Origin of the sequence: Gallibacterium genomosp. 2, assembly GCF_000771895.1 — a bacterium.
Taxonomy (GTDB): Bacteria; Pseudomonadota; Gammaproteobacteria; order Enterobacterales; family Pasteurellaceae; genus Gallibacterium.
In genome coordinates this window covers 1-20828 of sequence record NZ_JPXY01000003.1, presented here as the reverse complement: position 1 = coordinate 20828, position 20828 = coordinate 1, and the positions used below count along the sequence as shown (strand labels likewise).

The window sequence follows — 20828 nt, the reverse complement described above, 5'->3', positions numbered from 1 at the left end:
TTCTCCTATTGATTAAAAAATATTCTTAGGGTATAGTTAATTAATAGCGGTGGGGGTTTCCTACTGGAAAGGTTGCGCTTCGGCTCATTATCCTGTTCGAATCAGGCAAACCACCGCTACAATTCACCCCATAACACTTCATATTTACGCATTCCGGTTGTATCCTTAAATAAGCTACCAGTAGTAACACTGTTTAAGTGATATTTTTGATTTTTTTTCGTCAACCTATCTTTCAAATTAAATTTATACTCCAATTTCACCGCAATCTTTTTTCCTTGTGGTGCGTCATAAATAAAAAGCAAGGTGTTTAAATTTTTATCTGGGTTTTCAAATTGCTCTTTCCGCTGCAAAAGTATGGCTTTCGGCTCTTGCAAATAAGCAGGTAATTTTTCCCAGAATGACAACGGCACAGCAATGTTTGCACTCTCTTTTAGCTCGCGCAGCGAATGCAATAAACCTTTTCGCTCAATGGCGATAACCGCTGAATTAGGAGGGATACCCTCCGCCGTTAATTTATCAATGATCGCCTCGGGCAAGACGCCAAGTAATTTAACATCTTCGATAGCTGGTAAATCGGCTTTTGTGGCGACCGACACTTTGCGCGCCCAATCCTGAAACGCGCGGGCGTGCAACGCCATAATTTCGGGCTGTACCAGTAAATCATTTACCGCCTTTGACGCAAACAGTGGATCAGCCGTTACCATCTTTTGCATTAGCACTTTATCCACGCTGTCTAGCCGCCCAGATTTCAAATTATCAAAATTATACGGTGCAAAACCGACATCATAGCCTTTCGGCAAATTCACGCTTCTCGGGTTGCCGCTACGCACACCGACCAGTTTATCTTCAAATTCGATTTCGACCGGTGGCGACACGGTACGCCCCATCGCTTTAAGGTCATCCTCGTCGTGAGCAATCACAGTGCAGTGGCAACCGTAGGCTTTAATCGGGTAGTAGTAACGCCAGAACGGATCGTTTGCCGGTCTAATTGTGCCGTCTAATTGCACGTGAAACGGTCGTGGGTGAGCGTTGTCGTTGTGTTGATATTCCCAATAAGGCATCACATCGGCTAAATCCAAATGTTGTTGCAAGCGTCCACGATTGTAGGCGGCGTAAACATTGGTATCGTAAATAATCCGTGTTCGCCAGTTGCGACCGCCGTTATATTGCCAGCCTGTTTTTGCCACAATCTCATCAAACTGCTTACGGAATCCCTCAAGGGTTTCACCGCGTTGAATCGCGTCATCTACCGCTTGACGAAAGGCAACTAATACCTCATTACGGTTTGCTCCTGCCACCATAAAAAAGTAGTCGTGTTCTTCGCCTAACACGTCTAAATAGCTGTTGGTCGGCAGATTGAGCTTTTTCTCAAAATAGCGAGCTTGCTCTTTAAAGCTAAAGCCACTTTGTACCGTCATTTTTTCACTTCCTCCGCCACACTATAACGCCCAGCCAATTCAGCGGTGGTACTTGCCCACGCTATTACTTTCGCATATTCCGCAAAAGTCAGTTCAGGGATGAGACTGTCGAGTTGATTGCGAAAATCTTCTAAACTTTCTGCTTGTGAGAGTCGGTCTTGCACTTGCTGCAACCAGCTTTCGACATAAGGCTCACCCTCCACTTCGAGCTGTTCAACAATGCCATCGGCGATATTTTTTGGCATTTCTGGTTCGGCAAACTGGGCTTGTGGCTTATCAGCATCTTCAGCGACTAACTCAATATCACCCTCTTCAAAGTTATATGTTCGTTGTAAATATTGTTGAGTAAACTTCACACCAACACGTGATAAAATTTCGTCCCGTTCTGCCTGCAATTTATCCACGCTTTCCTGTTCAAACAGTTCAAATTTTGGCAAAGCATCAACAGCAAAATTAAGCTCACAAAGCCAGCTTAAAAGCTGATTAAACACGCTTTCAACTAAGCGAGCATCATCATCGCGAATATCTTCCAACACTTCCAGCCCGGCGGTAGCACTGGCACGATTACTATCAGCTTCGGTCGTTTGGTCTTGCCCTAAAATGGCAACACTAATTTCTGATTTACAGTAACGCAAAAAGTCATCAAACACTTGTGAGCTGCCACCTTTGCTAGCGCTTTCCAACAAATCAATCGAACTGTCGTCCGGAATAGCGGCGACCGCCGTGCCAAGCATTTGTTCAAGACTGTCAAGCAAATCTTCGGTTTCGACCGGTGAGGCAGTGCGAGGATGTTTACCGACTAACCACGGCGAGCCGTATTTTTCGGCAAACTCCAACCAGAACTTAAAACCGCCTTTTTTAAAGGTCGCTGCCCAAAAGCATTTGGATAAATCGCCTTGTCCGTATGGATTTTCATAGGTGGCATCTTGGGTAGCGAGTAAAAATTTCTTCTCCGGCAAAGCAACGCCTTCCACTGGATTGGCTTTGGTACGCAGTTTTAAGCAGTTATCCTCATCAAACACAAACCATTCCTGTGGTTTAGCCTGAATATCAATCGGTTGCCAAATACCCTCCGCATAACGCCACACCACCTCCAACGCTTGGTAACCGAACAGGGTAGCGTTGAGAATTTGTGAGATAATGTGATTCAGTGGCAACTCCGCAAAAATCGCCGCCAGTTGATCATCAACTTGCTGATTACCGCTTGGTGTAAGCCGCCACTCTAGCCCTTTAACTGCTGCTTTACGGCGACGTACACAGCCTGCCACGTGACTATCTGCCAATACTTCACGATAGGCACTGATATCTCGTCCCATCTTTTTTAGCACCGGATCGGGATTGGGGAGATAATGCCCAATCGCGTAGTAATCTATTGCTTGTGCTCGGCTGGCAATAACTTTGATCATATCCTGTTTTTTATTCATCTGTTACTCCTAACACGCCGCTAAAAAGGCAAATAAAAATAACCAACCCCAGCCATCTAAACCAAGCCATAGCAATGCACAGCCACCTATTACACATATTGACGCAAATACATAACGCATTATTCATACCCTTTTGTTAATTGAACACTTTGCCGTGGCTTACGGCTGGAGGCTTTCACAGGTAGCAATACCGCCTCTTTTGCCGCCAGCAAGGCTAAAAAACACGCCCACGTGCGGTCAGCGTGTCCGCTACTGTCGTTTTCCGCCACAAAGCGAGGTTGCCCCGTTGAACCTGTGATTTTTTTGAGCTTGTGCAAATCTTCACGCAAGGCATTATCACCTTGTGGTATGCGGATTCTTCTATCTTCAAACGCATTTTTGCCAATGGTCGCCATATTAAGTTTGGTTGCCACGTTAAACAGCACGCCTTGTACTCGTTGTTTGCCGTGTTGATATTGGGCATCTTCCACCATTTTTTCGCCCATGCCGGTTTGGTCGAGGTTACAAGCAATCACGTTATATTGGTGCATTACACGATCCAGCTCAGCTAATTGTTCACGCAAAGTAACACGTTTTAGCGTCACAATTTCTCGCGTCCAATACACATCACCAACCAGTTCTAGCAGCCAAATCACCGTTAAGTTGCTACGTACGGCAATATCCATCCCAACAAAGCACGGGTTACCGGTGTAATGTTCAGGCAAACCTGCCAAAGGGTGTTCAACGCTGTCAATTAAGTCATAAGATAGCCAACTGCTGGCTTCATCCAACCATTTCAGTTCAAACTCCTGCGCCCACGCATCCTCATCATTTAAGCCTTTACGCAGCTGTTCAATATCACGGGGTAGCCCGTCCGCCACTGCTTGATAAATATCCACTTGATGACGTGACCATTCCGTATTAGCTAAATCGGTCATCAATTCATAAAACTTGTTGCCTTTGCCGTTTGGTGTACTGACAACACGCAATTTCCAACCGGCGGAAATCACCGGAAACAGGGCTTTCCAAATCTCACGACTGTCTTGGTGAAAAGCAAACTCATCTAAAAAGACATTGGCACTAAAACCACGTGCGGTGTCCGGATTTGCTGGTAGAGCAGTAATTTTTGAGCCATTAGGGAATATCACCTCTAACGCGTTAATCGTCGGGCTAAACGGCACTTCGGCAATTTCACACGCCACCCCGACTGCCTCAAGATGACGTTTTACGCCCTCGTTAATCGCTTCCTTCGCTTGGCGTTCCCCACGCGACAAAATCACCCAGCGAGTTTTCTCACCTTTGGCTTCAGCAGCCAAACAATCCAACACGATTTCAAGGGTAGTGGTAAAGGTTTTGCCGGTCTGACGGGCAAACATTGCCACTTTGAAACGGCTGTTATCTTGTAGCCAACGCTGTTGATAACCATAAAGCAGGGTATTACTCACTAATGCCATAGACCGCCCTCATCATTTTTTCTACATCAGCAATTGCCATTCCGGATTGTTTACCGGCTTCTTCGACCGCTTTGGCGGCTTGTGCAATCACATCTTCACGGATTTCTTTTTCACGTTTATAGTTGACTGACTGTGCTTGTTCAATGCGTTGTGCAACTAACGCTAACTGCCCCAATACTTTCGGGCTAATTTCTTTACCCGATTCGCTCATACTCATTGACGTTTCAAAGGCAAGTGTTTTAACAAACTCAAGCAATAATTTACCAACATCACTGTCGGGCATTTCACCCAGCTGCTTTGTCCACACCTCCGCCATTTGCCGACTTGCCCGAATTTTTGCCCCAAATTCTTCCATACGCGAGGCATAGCGATTTAAACCAGTGCGGCTTAATTTCATTTCTGCACTGAGCCCTGCCTCGTCAATCAGGCTGTTAATGTATTCGAGGATGTCTTGCTGACTGTGCGATTTATCGCGCAAACGCAATAACAATTCTTGACGGATATGAGGCGGCAATAAATCCACTTTACTGGCACGTCCCCGTGTTTTTTTATCACTCATTTAAACCTCCTTCAAGCACTGATCAAACTCGGTTTAAATTAGCGTAACAGTGGCTTTTTGACACCATACACTTCGGTACGACCTTGTGCTACATCCCATCCGCGCACTGTCAAATAAGCAACGTAACAACCTGCCACATCTTTAAGCTCAATTAATCCTTGCTCTTTTAACCAAAGCAGATGTGAACGCACTTGGTCGCGACTGATGCGGTGTCCGTATAAGTCTAGGCAATCTTGTAAAATACTTTCGTTCGCATCGTTATTCGCTTCCACTAAAGAGCGTAAAATCACTAAACGTTGGTCTTGTGCAAAAATACTATATTTATCCATTCTTTAATTCCTTTTCTATCAACAGTTGGACTTGATGACTTAAACCTTCCACTTTTGTCGCTATCTTGTCGCTTTTGCCGTCCAGCTTTGCCATTAAGATTTTGATTTCGGCAAGGTCGCTTGTGGTTGGCAAATCCTGCACTTTGGTTTCCAGTGCGTCCAAGCGGTGTTCGTTGGTGCTGACCGTCTGTTTCAGACTGTGCATTTCTTCACGTTTGATATATTTGCTATCCATTGTCAGCCTAACAATAAAGCCAACAAAGCCTGCTACCGATAAAATAATGCCCCAATGTTTTTGCACGACATCAAGGATTTCGCTCATTGCCTACCTCCTTGTGACAAATTGCCCGATAGGTTTGGTTATGCACCCATATTTGACGTAAGGTTTCTGTTGTGTCATTGCGACTTGCTTTAATCACGCTAAAGCCTGCACAACTACTATTCGTCACGTAAATCGCCGGCTTGCTGCAAGCGGGTAATAACATCATCACGGCTAACGCTACGACTGTTTTCTTCATTTTTGTTTTTCTCCCGATAATTGCTAATTTGTGCTTGTGCCGCTGCCTGTTGCTGTTTAAGTTGTTCAGCGATTTGCTGGTAGGTGGCGATTTGCTTTTTCGCTTGCGCCACTTTTAGCCACAAAAACGCAAACAGCGCGCCGAGCAAGGCGATGATGGTTAGCCAGATATAAGCACTTAATGTCATTGTTTGTCTCCTTTATTCCTGATTGCATTAGCAAAACCTTTGGTCGCCGCACCACCGGCACAGAAAATAGCAAAGGTCATAAACAGCTCCGGCGTATAGCTGCGGTCTAAATAGACGCAATACGTTAAAATCCCTGCCATCAGCAACGCCCCGAAAAACTGGATAAAGGCGGTGGTTGATAAGCGACCGTTGTCGTTGGTAATCAGTTCTTTTAATTGAATTTTCACTCCTTTTAAATCTCCCTTGTTCTAATCTCCCCCTGCCCCTCTTTTTCAAAGAGGGGAGTGAAATTTTCTCCGTCCAATCTCCCTCTTTTCTTATAGCCCCCTCTTTTGTAAAGAGGGGGTTGGGGGAGATTCGTCCCCTCTTTCACAAATAGAGGTTGAGGAAGATTCAATCCTTAAATAGATGTTGTTGATTAATCACTTGCTCACTATCAAGCCAACTCCAAACATCAAAACACGGGCAATCTTTCAGCCATTCATTCGGGGTAATTGTGCCATCACCGTTAAGGTCGGGTGATAGATCGCGGTGTCCACAGATTTTGGCGTTTGGGTGTTGACTTTCTAGTTCACGCAATAGACGATGCAGTGCTTGCCACTGCTTGGCGGTGTAGCGTCCGTAATTTTTGCCGTCAATCGAAATCCCACCGACTAAACAAATACCGATACTGTTTTGATTATGTCCTTTAACGTGCGCACCTGTTTCACCGATTTTGCGACCGGTTTCGACCGTGCCGTCAGTGTCGATAATGTAGTGATAGCCAACGTGTTGTAGATGCGGATTAAAGGTGCGATATGCCCACGATTGACGCTTAAAGCCACGTTTTGCGTGCCAACGGTCAATCACCTGTGCGGCGGTTTCGGTTTTGTTGCGTAACGGCTTGCCGTTTTGGGTGGCAGAACAGTGGATGACGATTTTTAAGATGGGTAATGACATAAAAAAACTCCCTTTAAACTTGGTTTAAAGAGAGTTTAAAACTTACGTGTCGGTTTTGATTTTAAAGGGGTTTAAAGATTTTATTGGCGACAAATACTTTCGCACGGCACGCCATCTTTATCTCTATCAAGGCGTGATAATCCACATTGTTCTAAGTGATATTTTGCTTCTTCGCAGCTTTGCATTTCTTTGCAATAACGCTTTCCATCATCACAACTGTATTTAACTGCATAAGAGAAACTGCTAATACAAACTAATATAAAGATGGCAATATTTCTTATCATAATATTAATCCTCAATTTCAGCGAATGACATAATGCCCATATATTGACTTATTGAGATACTGTATTTTTTACCGTTAAGAATAAATGATTTTTGAATATCTTTTTTTGATTTTCCCCATTCCGTTATCGCTTCAGTAGTAAGCGTAATAAATTTTTTACCAACGGTCTTCATTGAATTTTTGCCATCAAAAGCGGATAAAAGTGCAGAATTACTAAAAAACATAATTAAATTTTGATCTCCACCATCCGCAATAGGGACTACATTAGTTATTAAACTCTTTACTTTATGCGTCTTTTTATCAACGGTAATCACCACTGAAAAATTATCTGAAAATTGATAACTAGCAACATCATTCACCTCACCAGTCTGAATCTTAAGCGATTCACTTATCCTAAACGGCGCATCCATACTGGCAAGATTAGTATTAACTCTTTTAGCAAATTGCGATACCGTTAAACCAATATCTTGCGCAAAAGCGAGTGTTGGTAGCATAAAAAACGCGCATAAAATAACGCCATATTTTTTGATTAAGTTTATTGATTTCCTTCCTTTAGGTTGTTTTATAAACGCATTTTAGTATAAGACAAATGGCAGCAAAAAATCCCTCTTTAATTCGGTAAATTGTGATAGAGATCATAATTTACTATTTTGGAGTAAAGTTGAAGGCACCAAAGCCCAAGCAATGCGGCGATTTTGTGATGTTTATCATCAATTTAATCAAAAGCAATAAAAAACCGGCTTGCGCCGGTTATCTTTATTTAAACATATCAAACTGCCGTTTGGCGACTTCCTCCTTTTGCACTTTTTTCACAATTTGATAGACCCATTGCATTGATACACCATATTTGCGTGCCAGTTCGCGTTGGTTGCTGCCGTTAAAATCACACCAAATTGCCAAATCGCGTTCGCTCAAAGTAATCAATAACGCTTTCGGGATATAGATCACTTCGCCGCCCCAGTTTTTAGCAATGCTCTGGGCCAGCTCAATGCCGATTTGTTTGGCTTGGCTATCCTCAAACTGGTATTTTTGCACCAACAGTTCACGCGTATGTTCCGCAAGGTCGAGCAAGATTTCGGAGGCTTTGTCTTCAAAGGTGCTGTTATTTTGCTTTTCGTCCATTCAGTGCCTCCTGTTGATGTTTCCACGCCAGCCATTCCGGGTAGGCTTTGAGGTGTTTGATCGGTTGCCCAAATTGGTGCAGTTGCTCCACCACTAAAATGCGGTTCATTCTGTCGGTTTGCTGCTGTTGTGCTTGTGCCTGCTGTGCCGCTTGAGTCGTGTTTTCTTGTGCTGGGGCGGTAACGCTGACAAATTTCGGGGCGTTGGTGTCATAGACCTGTTTTAGGTAGTTATGGTTGGTCAACGCCGCTCGATTTTGGTTGTTACGGCGTTTGTCCTGCACCGCTCGCACCGTTTCGCTTAAAGCGTGAGCCAATAAAAGTGATGATGGGAATAACTCAAACACTTCTTTGATCAGTTTTACCGCACGGCTGTTTGACAGCTGGCTTTTTTCCGGACGGAATAAGCCGATATAAGCGACCAACGGGCGAGCGACTTCCGCCTGACATTGGGCGATTAAACTTAATAATTCCCGTCCGGCATCATCTTCTAGCAGCTGATCTAAATGAATATCTGAATGACAAATCGGGCAACGACACAGTTTCATTATTTCACCTCTTTTGTTGTACGTTTCTGCCATTTTTTCAGACGTTCCAGCACAATCGACCCAAATTTATAATCTAAACTTTGTACATTTAACACAAGCGGTTTATCTTGTTGCTGCAAAATAGGATTAACAACATTACGCACAAAACTGTTTAATGCGTCTTCTGAGCCATCTCTGATAACACCAGCTTTGTACATCTCAATCCAGAGAGCGCGGATCTTTAACGCAATATTATGTTTTACTTTTGCTTTTTGGCTTGCTGGTGAGCGGTGACGCTTGGCGGTGCGTTTAAAACCGGCTTGTTCAAAGTGATCATAAACACGCATTAATTCGTTGATTGTCATTGCTTTACAGCTGTTTTTACCGGTTTCGTTTTGCAAAATCATTCGGTAGGTGTCCTCATCAATGCCGAGCTTGTGTTTGGCAATGTGGATCAGCTGAATTAATTTTGGTTTGGTGTAACGCATATTTTTCTCTCCTAAAACCCATTATGAACGCCTCTTAGATTTAAAAGGCGTTTAAATGGGGTTTAATACAATTTCTTTTCTAACACTCTCATTTGGTAAGTTGGGTAGTAATGTCTAAGCAACTGATAGCAAGCTGTGGACATCTCAAAGATATTAACGCTTTCAGCAGGTATTGTTTTCTTACAAGTTTTAGTCTGATCCGTATATCCAAACGGCAGCCCCACATTTTGCCAAAAGGTGATTGCACTGATGACAACGGCTTTTACATCGGCATTGATAATAAAAGCTCGATTATCTTTATATAATCTAGGCAATAGCTTCCCTTGATTGATAAGTTTGTTAAGACGCAGTCTAAACCGCCCATTACTTAACATTGCACCCGCATACAATGCCGAGCGATGCAGCAACGCGATCAGCTCAACATCATCATCTCTTAACTCATTAATGTCATAAGTGCCTAGCTTATGCCCCATATAGTGTATAACTGCATTTCGAGCAACCCTACCTAGTGTTTCATCCCAGATATACGCTAAAATCTCATCATCTGTTATTTTCATTTTTACCCCTTATTTTCCCTGAATAGCCAAAAATTCACTTTCTTTGATTTCAGTTAAGCTATCTGGCACAGCAGGAAAATCATCACCCGAACATCCCTGACCTTTTACCGGAATGCAAACTAAAAGCACCTCTCCACAAACGCTCGCTGATGAGAAGTAACCAATTCGCCCATCAAGCACCATTCTGTTTATATCTAGGCATTCTGTGATAAATTTTTTAAAAGGAGGATATTGCCGTAAGATTTGATAAACATTGCAAAGTGCTTTATCTAGCTCTTTTCCAATCTTATATCGCTTATCTGGTCTAACAATGTATTTATCCTGACTATCACTCAATGTTAATTTATAGCCTTTGGTTTGCTTTAATTGCTCAAGGTGTGGATTGTCGCTATTGCAAACAATCCCACTGATAAATTCTTCGCCCCCATACCAACCATCATAAAAAGGCATTGTGTCAAAAATCGCTTTTAATTTTTTATTACGTTCTTCAAATCGTTTTAACCAATCTTCATTCAGCGTTTTTAGTGGCTCTGCGTTTAAGTTACCTTTAAAATATCTATATTCCATTTTTACCCCCGTACTTGCCATCTTGCTTTTGGTAACTGATTTTGCACCAGATCTAGATACACGCCTGCGGCGATATAGTTGCCTGTATTAATCGCTTGCATTGCTTGTTGGATCTGTCCGATCATCACATTGAGCTTTAATACCAGCTCGTTTTGTTTTTGTGTTGTCATTGTTCACCTCGACTAAATGGTCGCACTGCCATTCTGTTGCAAAATTTGCTGCGTTCAGTGGCATATTCGCAATTAATCTCTTTTTTTGCTTTGCCGGAGGCAAGTTGCCAATGCAGTGCGGCATCGTGGTATTGCTGTTTTTTCTCCAACTCCGCTGCTTGTTCGGCGTGGTTGTAATAGTCTTCATTTCTCATATAAATTCCTTATTCATCATCCCGATCAACTAGCAAAAAACGATACTTAAAATCAATGCCGTAAATCTCGCTAACTTCATTTAACATTTCTGCGATACAACATTTTGCGTCATCTTCACTTTCTGCTTCTGTTTCAACTTGTAACGCAGCATTAAGTTCAATCCAATACATACCCATTTCTACACCCCCGCCACATCTAAACTAATTGGTTGATATTGGTCGCTATCACCAACGCGCTCGTAAACTCGCACATAGGCTTTGGAGTTGACCACTTGTACACTCTCACTAATCGCCTGCATTGCATTGAGCCAGCGTGGGTCTTGAATATCCACACGGCGTAAGCCTAAAATGCGGCTAGTATTAAGATTACCCTCCTTATCAACGTTAAATGCACGTTCAATCAAAGCTTTAAGTTCAGGACGTGAGCCTTCTGACCATTCATTTAAACACTCATCAATCAGCATTTTTGCCGCTTGAATACGCTCGTCAAATTGTAAGTGGTCATTAATCGCACGTTGGATTTTGTATTTACCGTCATAGCTATAGAGCGTAACATTGCCTTTGTTACCGCCCAATTTTGCACCGTATTTTTCGGCGGAAAGTTCGACAAAGGCTTGGATATCGCCAAAAATACCGCCTTTAAATTGGCTGATTTCCGTGTTTAGGGCTTTGGCTTTTTCTACCCATTCTTGCACCAGTGCATCACGCTCTTTGTCAATCGCTTTTACCAGCTCTTCAGGCGTGAGGTTGCCTTTTGCGTCTTGCCAGTAGGTTTTGCCGTCAATGGTTACTTTACTCATCATCTTCTCCTGTTAGTTCAAGGGTGTGGTTATTAAAATCGGTGTCGGGATAGTGTTCCTTTAGCCATTCGTAAATCTCTTGCTCGTGTTCCGGACTGAGCGGCGTTTGAAATTCGCCGTGTTCTTTTTTCCATTCTTCGTTGGCTTGTTGTTGCCAACAAAGTTGATCACATTCCGGTTCTTTTGGTTCTTGTTGGCAGGCGGTAAGTAACACCGCCAATCCGATCATCATTAATCTTTTCATTGTGTGCTGCCTTGTTGTCTAATCCGCTTTAATTCCCGACGCAATACTCGGTAAGCACATTGCCAACTGAGTTTGTCTTTAACCGATCCCAAGTCTTTAAATCCCCAAAAATACACGTCATTGTTGATTGTCTTTTTAAGTTTTGGATAACACGCTCGTCCAAGACACAACATATAGCTACCATCCATATTTACTGCGTAAGCCCTACCTCTTAACTGCACAGTATGGCGATTTTTCTTACCTGCCCATCTTGCATAGCGTAATTTTTCAAGTTTGATTGCTGTTCTTTTCATTGCGCACCCCCTGTCATTTGTTGTTTCGCTTGTAAAATAAGGTCTAATGTGATGACCGTGCCTTGCCCTTTGGCTGTCATTCCGGCAAGGCGTAAATACTGGGTTAATGCACGCAATCCGCCGGCTTTGCCGCCAATATCAAATAACACAGTCATTAAATCTTTATCGTTTATATCTAAGCCCCAAGCACTGGCAATGGCTTTGATGTCGCCTTTGGTGCTGGCTTTTAAGCCGCAGTGGTTACCAATGCGTGACCAGAGGCGTGCATATTCGTGCGCTTGATTTACGCCGCCTTGGATACGGGTGTAAACCTTGTCATTACCGATAAGCGCAAAGCCGACTTCCGCTTCTTCTTGGATAATGCGGAGTTCTTCGAGTGCGTCATAAGGTAGATGGTCGCTTTCATCAATGATCACTAAGCCTTGTGTGCCAGTGAGTTTTTTGGTGATCATTCTGCTGAGGCGGTCTTTACGGCGTGGGGCGTCGTTAATGCCAATTTCTAATGCCAATTCGTATAAAATTGCACTTACCGTTGCTCTTGCCGGACTGGCGGTGACCATCCAGACGTTTTTGTTTTGTTTTTTATATTCTTGGCACGCTTTGGTTTTGCCGACGCCACTTGCGCCATAGGCGGTGATCATTGTCGGCAGAATTTTTGCCATATCTAAGGCGGCAAAGATTTTTTTTGCGGTCGGGATCTCAATAAATGATGGCGCTTCGACAAATACTGCCGTTTTCTTTTCTTGGGTAGCCAGCCAGTTCGCTAGAGCATTTTCAACATTGTCGGCATTGCCGGCGTAGGTGCCTTTTAAATAGGTGCTTAACGCCGCACCGGAGATCCCGCATTGATGCGCCAGCTCTCGTTGTGTAATCACTTTTTCTTCCAGTCGTTGCTTAATTTGGGTAATGACGGTCATTGCTTTCTTCTCCTTAACTTATCTTTAAACCTGTTTTAAAGCCCTTTTTCTTGTTTCAATAACGCTAGCCCTTTCTGCCAGCCTTGTTCAAATTCGTCTATTTCGTCGTCTGCAAGCACTTCAACCTTATGCACTGCGTTGCCTTGCTGTTGAAATAATTCAATAATCTTCGGTTCAATCGGCTCTTCCTCCTCAAATTCAGGTTGATAACGTGCCGCTTCTTTGGCGTTCATTGTTTGTAATGCTTTGGCAGACATCTTGTTGCCTTTAACCCATTTTCGTTTTGCATTGTTGTATTCACGTCCTGTTGCTTTATCGCCGAATCCTACTTTTTCGGTACATATCGCTTCGGCTAAATAAGTTCCTGTTAAGCTGTAAACGTAGACTGTGCCATGTAGGTTGTTTGGATCAAATTTCACGATCACTTTCTTATGATTAGAGGCAATCAGATCGGTCGCGAGATAACGGTTTTTGCGTTTATGGACTTTCCCACCACAGTTAAGCTCAAATGTGCCGTCTTTTTTCAGGGTAACGGCTTCACTCATTAGCATTAATAAGCGGAGCTGTTCGCTACTGGCGGTGCGAATGTGAGCGTTGGCATAATCACGCTCAAATACTTGATTAAAGCTATATACGCCCTGACAGATTTCAGTTTCTCGCCCCTCTTTGTCGTTAAAGGCACGGATACCATCTTCTAGCGCAAGGATAAAATCTTCATAACTGACACCGTCTTTCCCACCGTTGTAGTTGTCGGGCTTGTTGTAGATATTGTCGCCAGCGTGATAGCCTGCTAATGTCGGGTGTTTATCCACGAGTTCGCCCAATCCACCATGCGAAAAGGCACGTTCGATTGGTTTTGCTTGTCCGTGACCTTTGCCAAACTGGATAGATGTCCAGTAAAGCTCAATGCCGAGCAGTGGGATAATACCGACTACATCATCTTCTTTAACTTTAAAGCGATAACGGTTTTTCACACCGCCGGTCATCCACTTATTGGCGGCAGCACGGGTGTTGTCGATAGTGAGCTTGCGAGGGATACCGTATTTGTAGATCACGTCCATTAGACTTAGGCGTATGGTGTCGCTGTTTTCGCTTAAGTCAGTGCGATACGCTAAAATTTTGCGAGTGCGAATGTCTTGCCAAATCCACGTTTTCGGACGCACAATGTCGCCGTTGTGCCAACGCACGAACACGTTATGTTGATAACTGTCGCCATTGATCCATTCCATTGCTTCAATTTCTGCCACACTGCGTTGCATTGCAGGGTAGAGACGACTTAATGCGTGTTCACCTTCGCGTAAGTAGATCTGTTGTGCTAATGGCACTTCACGTTCTAGCTTACGCTTTACCGTTTGGCTTGATGGAATAATCCAACCTTGCTCTTGTGCGGCACGTTGTAGGCGGTAATAACAGACGTTAAAAGATGGCTTTTCATTACGCAGATAATCGGCTTTAAATGCTTCCCACGCTGCTTCTGTAAATTCCGCTTCGCCTTGACGGCGTTTGGCGTATTTTTTATCGAGCAATAAAGGCAACCAGTCAGACGGTTCAAACGCTTGCACATCATAAAACCAGCGTTTAATCGTGCCTGCTGATTCGTTGTACTCATTCGCTACCAACGCAATCGCTTTTTGACTGGTTAGCCCCGTTTCTTTTAAGGCGGCAATCGCTTTCACAATCGTCAAACGATATTGCGCCACGCTTTTTTGCCTTTCATTCGCGGTTTGCCACGGTTTCCAGACAACGTCAGGTAGGTAGTTGAGATTTTTCTTTTTTGATGGCTCTGCAAGTTTTTGGGTTTGAGCTTCTTTTAAGATAATTTCGGCTTGCACCTCTTGGGGTAGGCTTTTGAATTCGTATTCTAAACCACCACCGCGTGCAGTACGTTTGCGACTTTTCCAAGCTTTTGTTTTCGCCTGATAAATAATTGCTTGAACCGAATTGGGTAAATTGTTTAAACTTAATTCCAATAATTCTTTAGCAGAATAGTGAGTTTTTAGGTTGTTTTCGCTCATATAAACCTCTAAACACTATTTGTTAGCGAATTTTTTTAGGTTGCGTTCAGCATAACGCGCCGCCCAAATTTCTTCTGGTGGAACGCCTATTGCTTCAGCAATTAAGCGTTCTCCTTTTTTCCAAGGACGATCTAGTGCATTTTTTAAGGTGCTGCCATTGGAATAACCGTGATAAAGAGATAATTGGCGCAATGACCAACCTTTTTTAGCTAAAGCAGCCTTGATGTCGGCTCGATGCCAATCTACGGCTGTTTTTTTAGTGTTGTTTAATGTCCTCATTAGTTAATCCTTTTCGTTAATCTAATGTGGATATTATACTTCTTTTTAATCTATGTAAAGTTTAAAAACTCACTTTTAAAGTTAAAAGAATATATTTTAATCATTCTTTTCACTATATTATTGATTTTTGTGAATTTTTAAAACTTTAAAAATTTCAATGGAGCTTTTTAAAGTTATGAAGGAGAAGTTTAAAAACGAATATTCTGTCGGAACGAGAATTAAAGCACGCCGAGAAGAATTAAAATTAAGTCGAAAAGTAGTGTGTGAACAATTAGGGGGCGTTGCTTTATCTACATTACAGTTATGGGAACAAAACGAAAGAGAACCACAAGCCTCTACATTAATGAAATTAGGGGAAATATTGGATATTTCACCAGCTTATTTACTGACTGGTGAGGAACAAGTAATAAGCCGTCCTCTACTCACAGAAGAACTAACCGACACCGATAAGTTAAAACAAGCTATTTTGGTACTTGAAAAAGCGTTAAAAACCACAGAAAAGCAATCCAATACGTTAGAACTTACAAATGACGAAATGCAGCTTATTTTGTCTTTTAGGCGTTGTAATGTGGATAGGCAGCTTATAGCGCTATCGGCGGTTGAGGTGTTAGCTGATCAAACTGCAAAAGAGCTAACTAGTAGCTACACAGCATCTGAGGATAGTGTGGCGTAATTCAAAACCACCCACGAAATTTAAAACAGGGTTTAAACCGGATTTAAAACTTTTAGAGTGATTTTTTAACTATCGCAGATTTAGTGGCAAAAAAGTGGCATTTTGAAGATCTGTCGCAAACCATTATTTCTTACCAAAAAATAAGGGGCTTATCAACAAAGCCCCATTTCTCTAGGCTTCTCGCACACTTATTCCCGTTTTTTTCAACAAATTCCCTAATTTCTTTTTGTCTCATATTTGGTGGATCTGTACAACGAACCGCTTGCGGTTTCAACTGAAACATTGATCCAATCTCCTTGGTGGATTTGGTTAGGCGGTTTATTAGCGATGTTTGGGTTGACGGTCAATATTTTGATTTTCCCACGTTTGGGCAGTGTGCAAATGGCGATTATGCCAATTTTAGGGCAAGTTATCACAGGCACGTTGATTGACACTTTTGGCTGGCTCTCGGCACCTCAATATGATTTTACCCTTTTACGCTTACTGGGCTTAGTGGCGGTGATGGCTGGAATTGCTGTGGCGATTGTGTTGCCCTCTCTCAAACAACGCAGCCTGAAAAAACGTGCAGAAAGTTCATTATTGGCTTGGCAAATTCTCGGTATTAGTGGCGGAGTAGCATCAGGCATTACGCCAGCAGTCAATGCCGCCCTACGCCAAACCTTACATTCCACCAGCCTTGCTGTCTTCGTACCTTTTGCCATCGGTACGCTGCTATTGGCTTTAGTAATTTGTTGCAAAGAACCGACCGCTTGGCGACATCTCAAAAATGCGCTGAAACAACCGCAACCTTGGTGGCAATGGTTTGGTGGTTTGCTCGGGGCAATTTATATCGGCGGTATTGTGCTAATCGTGCCACAAATCGGCACAGGCGGTGCGATTGTGACTTCATTGTTTGGCTTGTTAGTTGGCAGCCTACTTATTGATCAATTCGGTTTGCTTGGTGCAACCAAAAAACCGATTAGTACCTTACAAATCATAGGGTTATTAGTATTATTGGCTGGTGTGGTTATTATTCAAATAAGTAAATAAGGAAAGTAAAATGCAAAAAATAAATAAAATTTTAGTGGTTGGCGCTACAGGCAGCATTGGGCAATATGTCGTAACTGAAGCATTAAATAAAGGTTACCAAGTTCGTGCATTAGTACGTACCCCAAACAAAACTCAATTAAAGGGTTTAAAATGAAATATCTATTACTCATTGGAGGACTTTTAATGCAACCCCTTTTTGCTCAACCATTTACCTTAAATAGTAGCGTGAGCGATATTCTTACCCAACCAGTATTTCGAGCGTTTGCTGATCGTATGTTGCCTTGGGATGACAAAAGTAATGAGCCAAACTTACATCTAAACCAAATTGAACAGTTAATGCCCTACCATAGTCATATTTCGCCATTGGTAGTTACTGATACGCTGAATAAAATGCTCCAGCAAGCCGAACAAGAAGACACGATTTTTTACGAGATTTACAGCGAAGCGGAAAAATATCAAGATCCAAGCAAACAGCATACGGGGATTTTTGTGTTTAAAGGCAAAGCGAATGCCCCCTTTGCGATGATTGCCGCTGGAGGTGGTTTTGCTTATGTCGGTTCATTACACGAGGGGTTTCCGATTGCACAATCTATCCAACGGAATTTCATCTTTATAAAAATCTTGGACACGGTTTCGCATTAGGTACTGGAACAACGGCGGAAGGGTGGGAAAAACAGGCGGTTAAATTTTGGCAACAGCAACGTTAATATTTACAAGCAGTTGGATAAGTAAATAGTTTTAAACCCTATTGTATTCAGATGCAGTATGTTCCTATATTTTAGGGATAATTTAAAAACAGCTTTTGTTATAAATAGTCCTTAATTTACTACAAATCACAGCTTAAATAAGGGGCGTTTCCGCCCCACGAGAATAAAATTATTTGTTCACTTTAAAGGTATAAGTGCTATAAAGTTTACGTTTTTGGCACACTTTTTGATCTGGGTAATCCATTTCATAAATGGCCTTGATTTTCCAAGTGCCTGCTAAGGCTGGAATGAAATTCACCTTGCCTTGAGCGTCCGTTTTGCCAGAGAAAGCTTGTGGTTCACGGTGATCGTAAACGGCTTTTTCATCAAGTTTGGTAAATTCGTTGGTTGTGCCAATCACGCTCACGCCTTTCGCTGGCTGACCTTGATACAACACTTGCACGGGGAAAACATCCATCGGGCTTAGCGTGGTTGGATCAACCAATGGTACGATTTCCAACGGTAATCCCACTGGAGCAATGGCGAAATCGCTCACATCAACACCTGTGTTCACATAGGTTGAAGCGAACATACTGGATTCTTCGCAGTAATTGGCATCTTTCATCTGAGTGAGATTTTCACGCTTCCAGCCGTTGTCATTTTTCGACCAAAATGTCGGTTTATAGCTGCCCGAAATTTTGTATTCCGCTTTCGCCAACGGGCTGGTGGTTACATAGTGAAAATTTTCGCCCTTTTGGGTGAGGGTAGTGCTTTTGCCGTCCGCACTGTGCAACACCAATGGATTTAAAATATTTAAACGCCCCTCTGCGATTTTTTCCCCTTCAGGAAAACGATCGCCATAGCCAAGCACTGCAAGCAAATCTTTGCCCGCTTCCGCTTGTTGTGCATATGCCCATAAATCGTGTGCTTGCCCTGCTAGAGGGAACGCTAAGCCACATACTAAGGCGAGATGAGTCAGTTTTTTCATTTGATGCCTCCTATTTTATGAATAAAAAACGTGGAATTTTCTGACCGCACTTTTCTACCTCTTATTTTCAAAGTACGGTGTAAAATTCCGCCATATTACCGTTCAATTTCAACCGTTGAAAGCAAACGGCGATAACTTTTTTGCTTTCGGATCAATGCCTTGCATAACAGCTAGGCTGTGCCAATAACATTGCTAGCCACTCACGAGAGTGTTCGCCACCGGCTGACGGGCAAGGAGCTTAATTAACGTGGATTTCCCTGAGCTATTTGCTCCGATAATGCCGTAAATTTTCCCTGTGTTGAATTGCAGTGAAATAGAGTGGAATAACATTTTCTCAGGTAAGGTGAACGATACTGCATTTAATTCAAACACTGTATTTTTCCTATGGTCTAACGAGCAAGGGGGATGGATTTTAATTGATAACGGTTATCATTTCAATATATATTTTGTGCTTTGATATTTCCAACCTCTTCTAATCCAGAAATGGCTTTGCACTCGTCTTCATTATGTTCTTCTTGACAGCTTAACTGTTTCAAAAATGTCTGAATTTCCAATAATTGTTGGATTTTTTGTTCTACCTGTTCTAGCTGTTTTAATATGATTTGATCGGCGTGATAATGTTCTGTCGGTTTATGACGAAGCTGAATAAGCTGTTTAATATCTTCCAAAGAAAAACCTAATGAACGACAGGATTTAATGAATTTCAATAATGAAAGGCTTGCTTGATCATAATAGCGATAACCATTGCTACCGCGTTGAGGTTCGGGTAATAAGCCCGTTTTTTCATAGTAACGGATGGTTTCTAGATTAATGCCACTGAGTTTGCTGATTTCGTGAATTTTCATATTAAATAACCTTTATGAAAAGGATTGACTCTGTAGCGCTACAGACTTTATATTATTCCATAAAAAAGAATCAAGCATTTCATTTATATAGAGGATTAAAAATGAGCAATCATTTGCATCACGATCACCACGATCATCACCATATCCCTAAAAGTAAGACAATTCTGCTGATTAGCCTTGTTATTATTACCAGTTATATGCTAGTGGAGTTTTGGGGGGGATATTATTTTCATAGTTTAACTTTAATGGCGGATGCTGGGCATATGGCAAATGACAGTTTGTCATTATTATTGGCATTGATTGCACTTTTCTTCAATGAAAAAATACAAAAACGATTTGCCATTTTGAATGGTAGTTCGTTAATTTTAGTTGCATTAATGATTCTGTGGGAGGCGGTTCAACGTTGGCATACGCCGGAGAAAATGGTGGCATTACCGATGCTTGGCGTTGCGATTATCGGATTGCTAGTCAATATTGTAGTAGCATTAATAATGTTTAAAAGTGATCACGAAAATTTGAATATTCGTGCCGCTTATTTGCACGTATTGGCAGATCTGTTTGGATCTATTATTGCAATTATTGCTGGTTTAAGCGCTTGGCTATTAGATTGGCAATGGGTAGATTTGGTAGCGAGTGCAATTTTGAGTTTATTGATTTTACGCAGTGGAATATCAATAGTAAATCAGGCGATAAAATCGTTACAGGAGAAAACAGATTAAATGTATTGGGTATTTTTAGCGGTAGCTATTCTTTCTGAAATTTTTGCTTCCAGTATGTTAAAAGTGAGCGATGGGTTTAGCCGATTATACCCCTCAATCGGTGTGGTTATTGGTTATGTATTATCATTTTATTTGTTAGGGCTAGCATTAAAAGGGATTCCATTAAGTGCGGCTTATGCGATTTGGTCTGGTATCGGAATTGTTTTAACTGCAATAATTAGTGTTTTCTTTTTTAACCAAAAAGTAGATGTTGGTGGCGTAATCGGTATCAGTTTAATTATGATTGGTGTGATTGTACTCACTCTGTTTTCACAAATGGCAAGGCATTAATGAACCTAGCAGACAAAAAAGTTGTGAAAATGAGGTAGATAATGTTCAAAGAACAAAAGTTTTTAATAAAGTAAATAAATCCTTATAGAAAGTATTTTGATAGAAAAAACCTTATTTACTCATTGTTTTTCCCTATTAAAAAGTAACGATAGTTTATTTTATACCTATAAATAGGTAATTATTTTAAGTTAGAAAAAAAGTAATAAAGAACAGATTATTAGTAAATAAAATAACCGGTTAAGTTTTAAAAAAATAGTATTTGCCCTGACGCAAACGTTTGCTATCATCACCTACTA

Annotated in this window: 34 protein-coding genes; 6 read left to right on the top strand and 28 right to left on the bottom strand. The window is 42.0% G+C overall.

Annotation, left to right across the window (positions count from 1 at the left end):
• Positions 1–116 precede the first annotated feature (116 nt).
• The 25 genes from P375_RS00400 to P375_RS00290 all read right to left on the bottom strand — a co-directional run bounded on the left by P375_RS00400 (position 117) and on the right by P375_RS00290 (position 15262).
• The gene (locus tag P375_RS00400) at positions 117–1418 is read right to left on the bottom strand and encodes a phage head morphogenesis protein (protein WP_039133033.1); all 1302 of its coding nucleotides are present in this window, start codon (positions 1416–1418) and stop codon (positions 117–119) included.
• Positions 1415–2842, bottom strand: a complete 1428-nt coding sequence (locus tag P375_RS00395) for a DUF935 domain-containing protein (protein ID WP_039133031.1) — start codon at positions 2840–2842, stop codon at positions 1415–1417. Before P375_RS00395 ends, P375_RS00400 begins: the two co-directional genes overlap by 4 nt.
• Before the next feature lie 119 nt (positions 2843–2961).
• On the bottom strand, positions 2962–4275 hold the full coding sequence (locus P375_RS00390) for a terminase large subunit domain-containing protein (RefSeq protein WP_039133029.1): 1314 nt from the start codon (positions 4273–4275) through the stop codon (positions 2962–2964).
• On the bottom strand, positions 4259–4834 hold the full coding sequence (locus tag P375_RS00385) for a DUF3486 family protein (RefSeq protein ID WP_039133025.1): 576 nt from the start codon (positions 4832–4834) through the stop codon (positions 4259–4261). The genes P375_RS00390 and P375_RS00385 overlap by 17 nt, the downstream gene beginning before the upstream one ends.
• 38 nt (positions 4835–4872) lie before the next feature.
• Positions 4873–5163 (bottom strand): VpaChn25_0724 family phage protein, encoded by a 291-nt coding sequence (locus P375_RS00380; RefSeq protein WP_039133022.1) that lies wholly within the window; start codon positions 5161–5163, stop codon positions 4873–4875.
• Positions 5156–5485, bottom strand: a complete 330-nt coding sequence (locus tag P375_RS00375) for a DUF2730 family protein (protein WP_039133020.1) — start codon at positions 5483–5485, stop codon at positions 5156–5158. Before P375_RS00375 ends, P375_RS00380 begins: the two co-directional genes overlap by 8 nt.
• A gap of 116 nt (positions 5486–5601) precedes the next feature.
• Positions 5602–5868 carry a DUF2681 domain-containing protein gene (locus P375_RS00370; RefSeq protein ID WP_039133018.1) on the bottom strand — a complete coding sequence of 89 codons (267 nt, stop codon included), beginning with the start codon at positions 5866–5868 and terminating at the stop codon, positions 5602–5604.
• Positions 5865–6089: a DUF2644 domain-containing protein gene (locus tag P375_RS00365; RefSeq protein WP_039133104.1), complete on the bottom strand. Its 225-nt coding sequence runs from the start codon at positions 6087–6089 to the stop codon at positions 5865–5867. Before P375_RS00365 ends, P375_RS00370 begins: the two co-directional genes overlap by 4 nt.
• A 172-nt stretch (positions 6090–6261) precedes the next feature.
• Positions 6262–6807 (bottom strand): N-acetylmuramoyl-L-alanine amidase, encoded by a 546-nt coding sequence (locus P375_RS00360; RefSeq protein WP_039133016.1) that lies wholly within the window; start codon positions 6805–6807, stop codon positions 6262–6264.
• Positions 6808–6887: 80 nt separating this feature from the next.
• Complete coding sequence (locus P375_RS00355) at positions 6888–7091, bottom strand: excalibur calcium-binding domain-containing protein (RefSeq protein ID WP_084598473.1); 204 nt, start codon at positions 7089–7091, stop codon at positions 6888–6890.
• A 4-nt stretch (positions 7092–7095) separates the two neighbouring features.
• Complete coding sequence (locus P375_RS00350) at positions 7096–7584, bottom strand: hypothetical protein (RefSeq protein WP_039133014.1); 489 nt, start codon at positions 7582–7584, stop codon at positions 7096–7098.
• 262 nt (positions 7585–7846) lie between these two features.
• Positions 7847–8212 (bottom strand): Mor transcription activator family protein, encoded by a 366-nt coding sequence (locus P375_RS00345; protein WP_039133012.1) that lies wholly within the window; start codon positions 8210–8212, stop codon positions 7847–7849.
• The gene (locus tag P375_RS00340; protein WP_039133010.1) at positions 8193–8759 is read right to left on the bottom strand and encodes a hypothetical protein; all 567 of its coding nucleotides are present in this window, start codon (positions 8757–8759) and stop codon (positions 8193–8195) included. The genes P375_RS00345 and P375_RS00340 overlap by 20 nt, the downstream gene beginning before the upstream one ends.
• The gene (locus P375_RS00335) at positions 8759–9226 is read right to left on the bottom strand and encodes a gp16 family protein (RefSeq protein WP_039133008.1); all 468 of its coding nucleotides are present in this window, start codon (positions 9224–9226) and stop codon (positions 8759–8761) included. The genes P375_RS00340 and P375_RS00335 overlap by 1 nt, the downstream gene beginning before the upstream one ends.
• A 62-nt stretch (positions 9227–9288) precedes the next feature.
• Entirely contained in the window at positions 9289–9783 is a 495-nt protein-coding gene (locus P375_RS00330; RefSeq protein WP_039133005.1) for a hypothetical protein, read from the bottom strand.
• Positions 9784–9792: 9 nt separating this feature from the next.
• Positions 9793–10350, bottom strand: a complete 558-nt coding sequence (locus P375_RS00325) for a DUF5420 family protein (RefSeq protein ID WP_052121762.1) — start codon at positions 10348–10350, stop codon at positions 9793–9795.
• A 2-nt stretch (positions 10351–10352) separates the two neighbouring features.
• Positions 10353–10520 carry a hypothetical protein gene (locus P375_RS12505; RefSeq protein ID WP_167333058.1) on the bottom strand — a complete coding sequence of 56 codons (168 nt, stop codon included), beginning with the start codon at positions 10518–10520 and terminating at the stop codon, positions 10353–10355.
• Positions 10517–10714 (bottom strand): ANR family transcriptional regulator, encoded by a 198-nt coding sequence (locus P375_RS00320; RefSeq protein WP_039133000.1) that lies wholly within the window; start codon positions 10712–10714, stop codon positions 10517–10519. The genes P375_RS12505 and P375_RS00320 overlap by 4 nt, the downstream gene beginning before the upstream one ends.
• Before the next feature lie 9 nt (positions 10715–10723).
• Positions 10724–10891 carry a hypothetical protein gene (locus P375_RS12345; RefSeq protein ID WP_156962323.1) on the bottom strand — a complete coding sequence of 56 codons (168 nt, stop codon included), beginning with the start codon at positions 10889–10891 and terminating at the stop codon, positions 10724–10726.
• Between the two features lie 2 nt (positions 10892–10893).
• The gene (locus P375_RS00315) at positions 10894–11514 is read right to left on the bottom strand and encodes a DUF3164 family protein (protein WP_039132997.1); all 621 of its coding nucleotides are present in this window, start codon (positions 11512–11514) and stop codon (positions 10894–10896) included.
• The gene (locus P375_RS00310) at positions 11507–11758 is read right to left on the bottom strand and encodes a hypothetical protein (protein ID WP_039085158.1); all 252 of its coding nucleotides are present in this window, start codon (positions 11756–11758) and stop codon (positions 11507–11509) included. Before P375_RS00310 ends, P375_RS00315 begins: the two co-directional genes overlap by 8 nt.
• Positions 11755–12051, bottom strand: coding sequence for a hypothetical protein (locus P375_RS00305; RefSeq protein WP_039085160.1), 297 nt, complete (start codon positions 12049–12051; stop codon positions 11755–11757). Before P375_RS00305 ends, P375_RS00310 begins: the two co-directional genes overlap by 4 nt.
• Positions 12048–12968: an AAA family ATPase gene (locus P375_RS00300; protein WP_039132994.1), complete on the bottom strand. Its 921-nt coding sequence runs from the start codon at positions 12966–12968 to the stop codon at positions 12048–12050. Before P375_RS00300 ends, P375_RS00305 begins: the two co-directional genes overlap by 4 nt.
• A 35-nt stretch (positions 12969–13003) precedes the next feature.
• Positions 13004–14983, bottom strand: coding sequence for a transposase domain-containing protein (locus tag P375_RS00295; protein ID WP_039132993.1), 1980 nt, complete (start codon positions 14981–14983; stop codon positions 13004–13006).
• A gap of 15 nt (positions 14984–14998) precedes the next feature.
• Complete coding sequence (locus tag P375_RS00290; protein ID WP_039085121.1) at positions 14999–15262, bottom strand: helix-turn-helix domain-containing protein; 264 nt, start codon at positions 15260–15262, stop codon at positions 14999–15001.
• 157 nt (positions 15263–15419) lie between these two features.
• Here P375_RS00290 and P375_RS00285 point away from each other — a divergent pair, with 157 nt between their 5' ends.
• From P375_RS00285 to P375_RS00275, 4 genes are all read left to right on the top strand, one after another.
• Entirely contained in the window at positions 15420–15935 is a 516-nt protein-coding gene (locus P375_RS00285; protein ID WP_084598472.1) for a helix-turn-helix domain-containing protein, read from the top strand.
• A gap of 240 nt (positions 15936–16175) precedes the next feature.
• On the top strand, positions 16176–16964 hold the full coding sequence (locus tag P375_RS00280; RefSeq protein WP_245176400.1) for a DMT family transporter: 789 nt from the start codon (positions 16176–16178) through the stop codon (positions 16962–16964).
• A 10-nt stretch (positions 16965–16974) separates the two neighbouring features.
• Positions 16975–17118, top strand: coding sequence for an NmrA family NAD(P)-binding protein (locus P375_RS12065; RefSeq protein ID WP_080744109.1), 144 nt, complete (start codon positions 16975–16977; stop codon positions 17116–17118).
• Positions 17119–17147: 29 nt separating this feature from the next.
• The gene (locus P375_RS00275; protein WP_209434792.1) at positions 17148–17606 is read left to right on the top strand and encodes a hypothetical protein; all 459 of its coding nucleotides are present in this window, start codon (positions 17148–17150) and stop codon (positions 17604–17606) included.
• 234 nt (positions 17607–17840) lie between these two features.
• On the opposite strand, the gene P375_RS00270 is transcribed toward P375_RS00275, so the two are convergent.
• The 3 genes from P375_RS00270 to P375_RS00260 all read right to left on the bottom strand — a co-directional run bounded on the left by P375_RS00270 (position 17841) and on the right by P375_RS00260 (position 19483).
• On the bottom strand, positions 17841–18638 hold the full coding sequence (locus tag P375_RS00270; RefSeq protein WP_013745849.1) for a DUF4198 domain-containing protein: 798 nt from the start codon (positions 18636–18638) through the stop codon (positions 17841–17843).
• 192 nt (positions 18639–18830) lie between these two features.
• Positions 18831–19010 carry an ATP-binding cassette domain-containing protein gene (locus P375_RS00265; protein WP_013745848.1) on the bottom strand — a complete coding sequence of 60 codons (180 nt, stop codon included), beginning with the start codon at positions 19008–19010 and terminating at the stop codon, positions 18831–18833.
• Between the two features lie 62 nt (positions 19011–19072).
• Complete coding sequence (locus tag P375_RS00260; protein ID WP_039132989.1) at positions 19073–19483, bottom strand: MerR family transcriptional regulator; 411 nt, start codon at positions 19481–19483, stop codon at positions 19073–19075.
• 101 nt (positions 19484–19584) lie between these two features.
• Here P375_RS00260 and P375_RS00255 point away from each other — a divergent pair, with 101 nt between their 5' ends.
• Positions 19585–20202, top strand: a complete 618-nt coding sequence (locus P375_RS00255) for a cation diffusion facilitator family transporter (protein ID WP_039132986.1) — start codon at positions 19585–19587, stop codon at positions 20200–20202.
• A complete protein-coding gene (locus tag P375_RS00250; RefSeq protein WP_021461091.1) occupies positions 20203–20532 on the top strand; it encodes a DMT family transporter in 330 nt (109 codons plus the stop codon). It abuts the gene before it with no gap.
• Positions 20533–20828 lie beyond the last annotated feature (296 nt).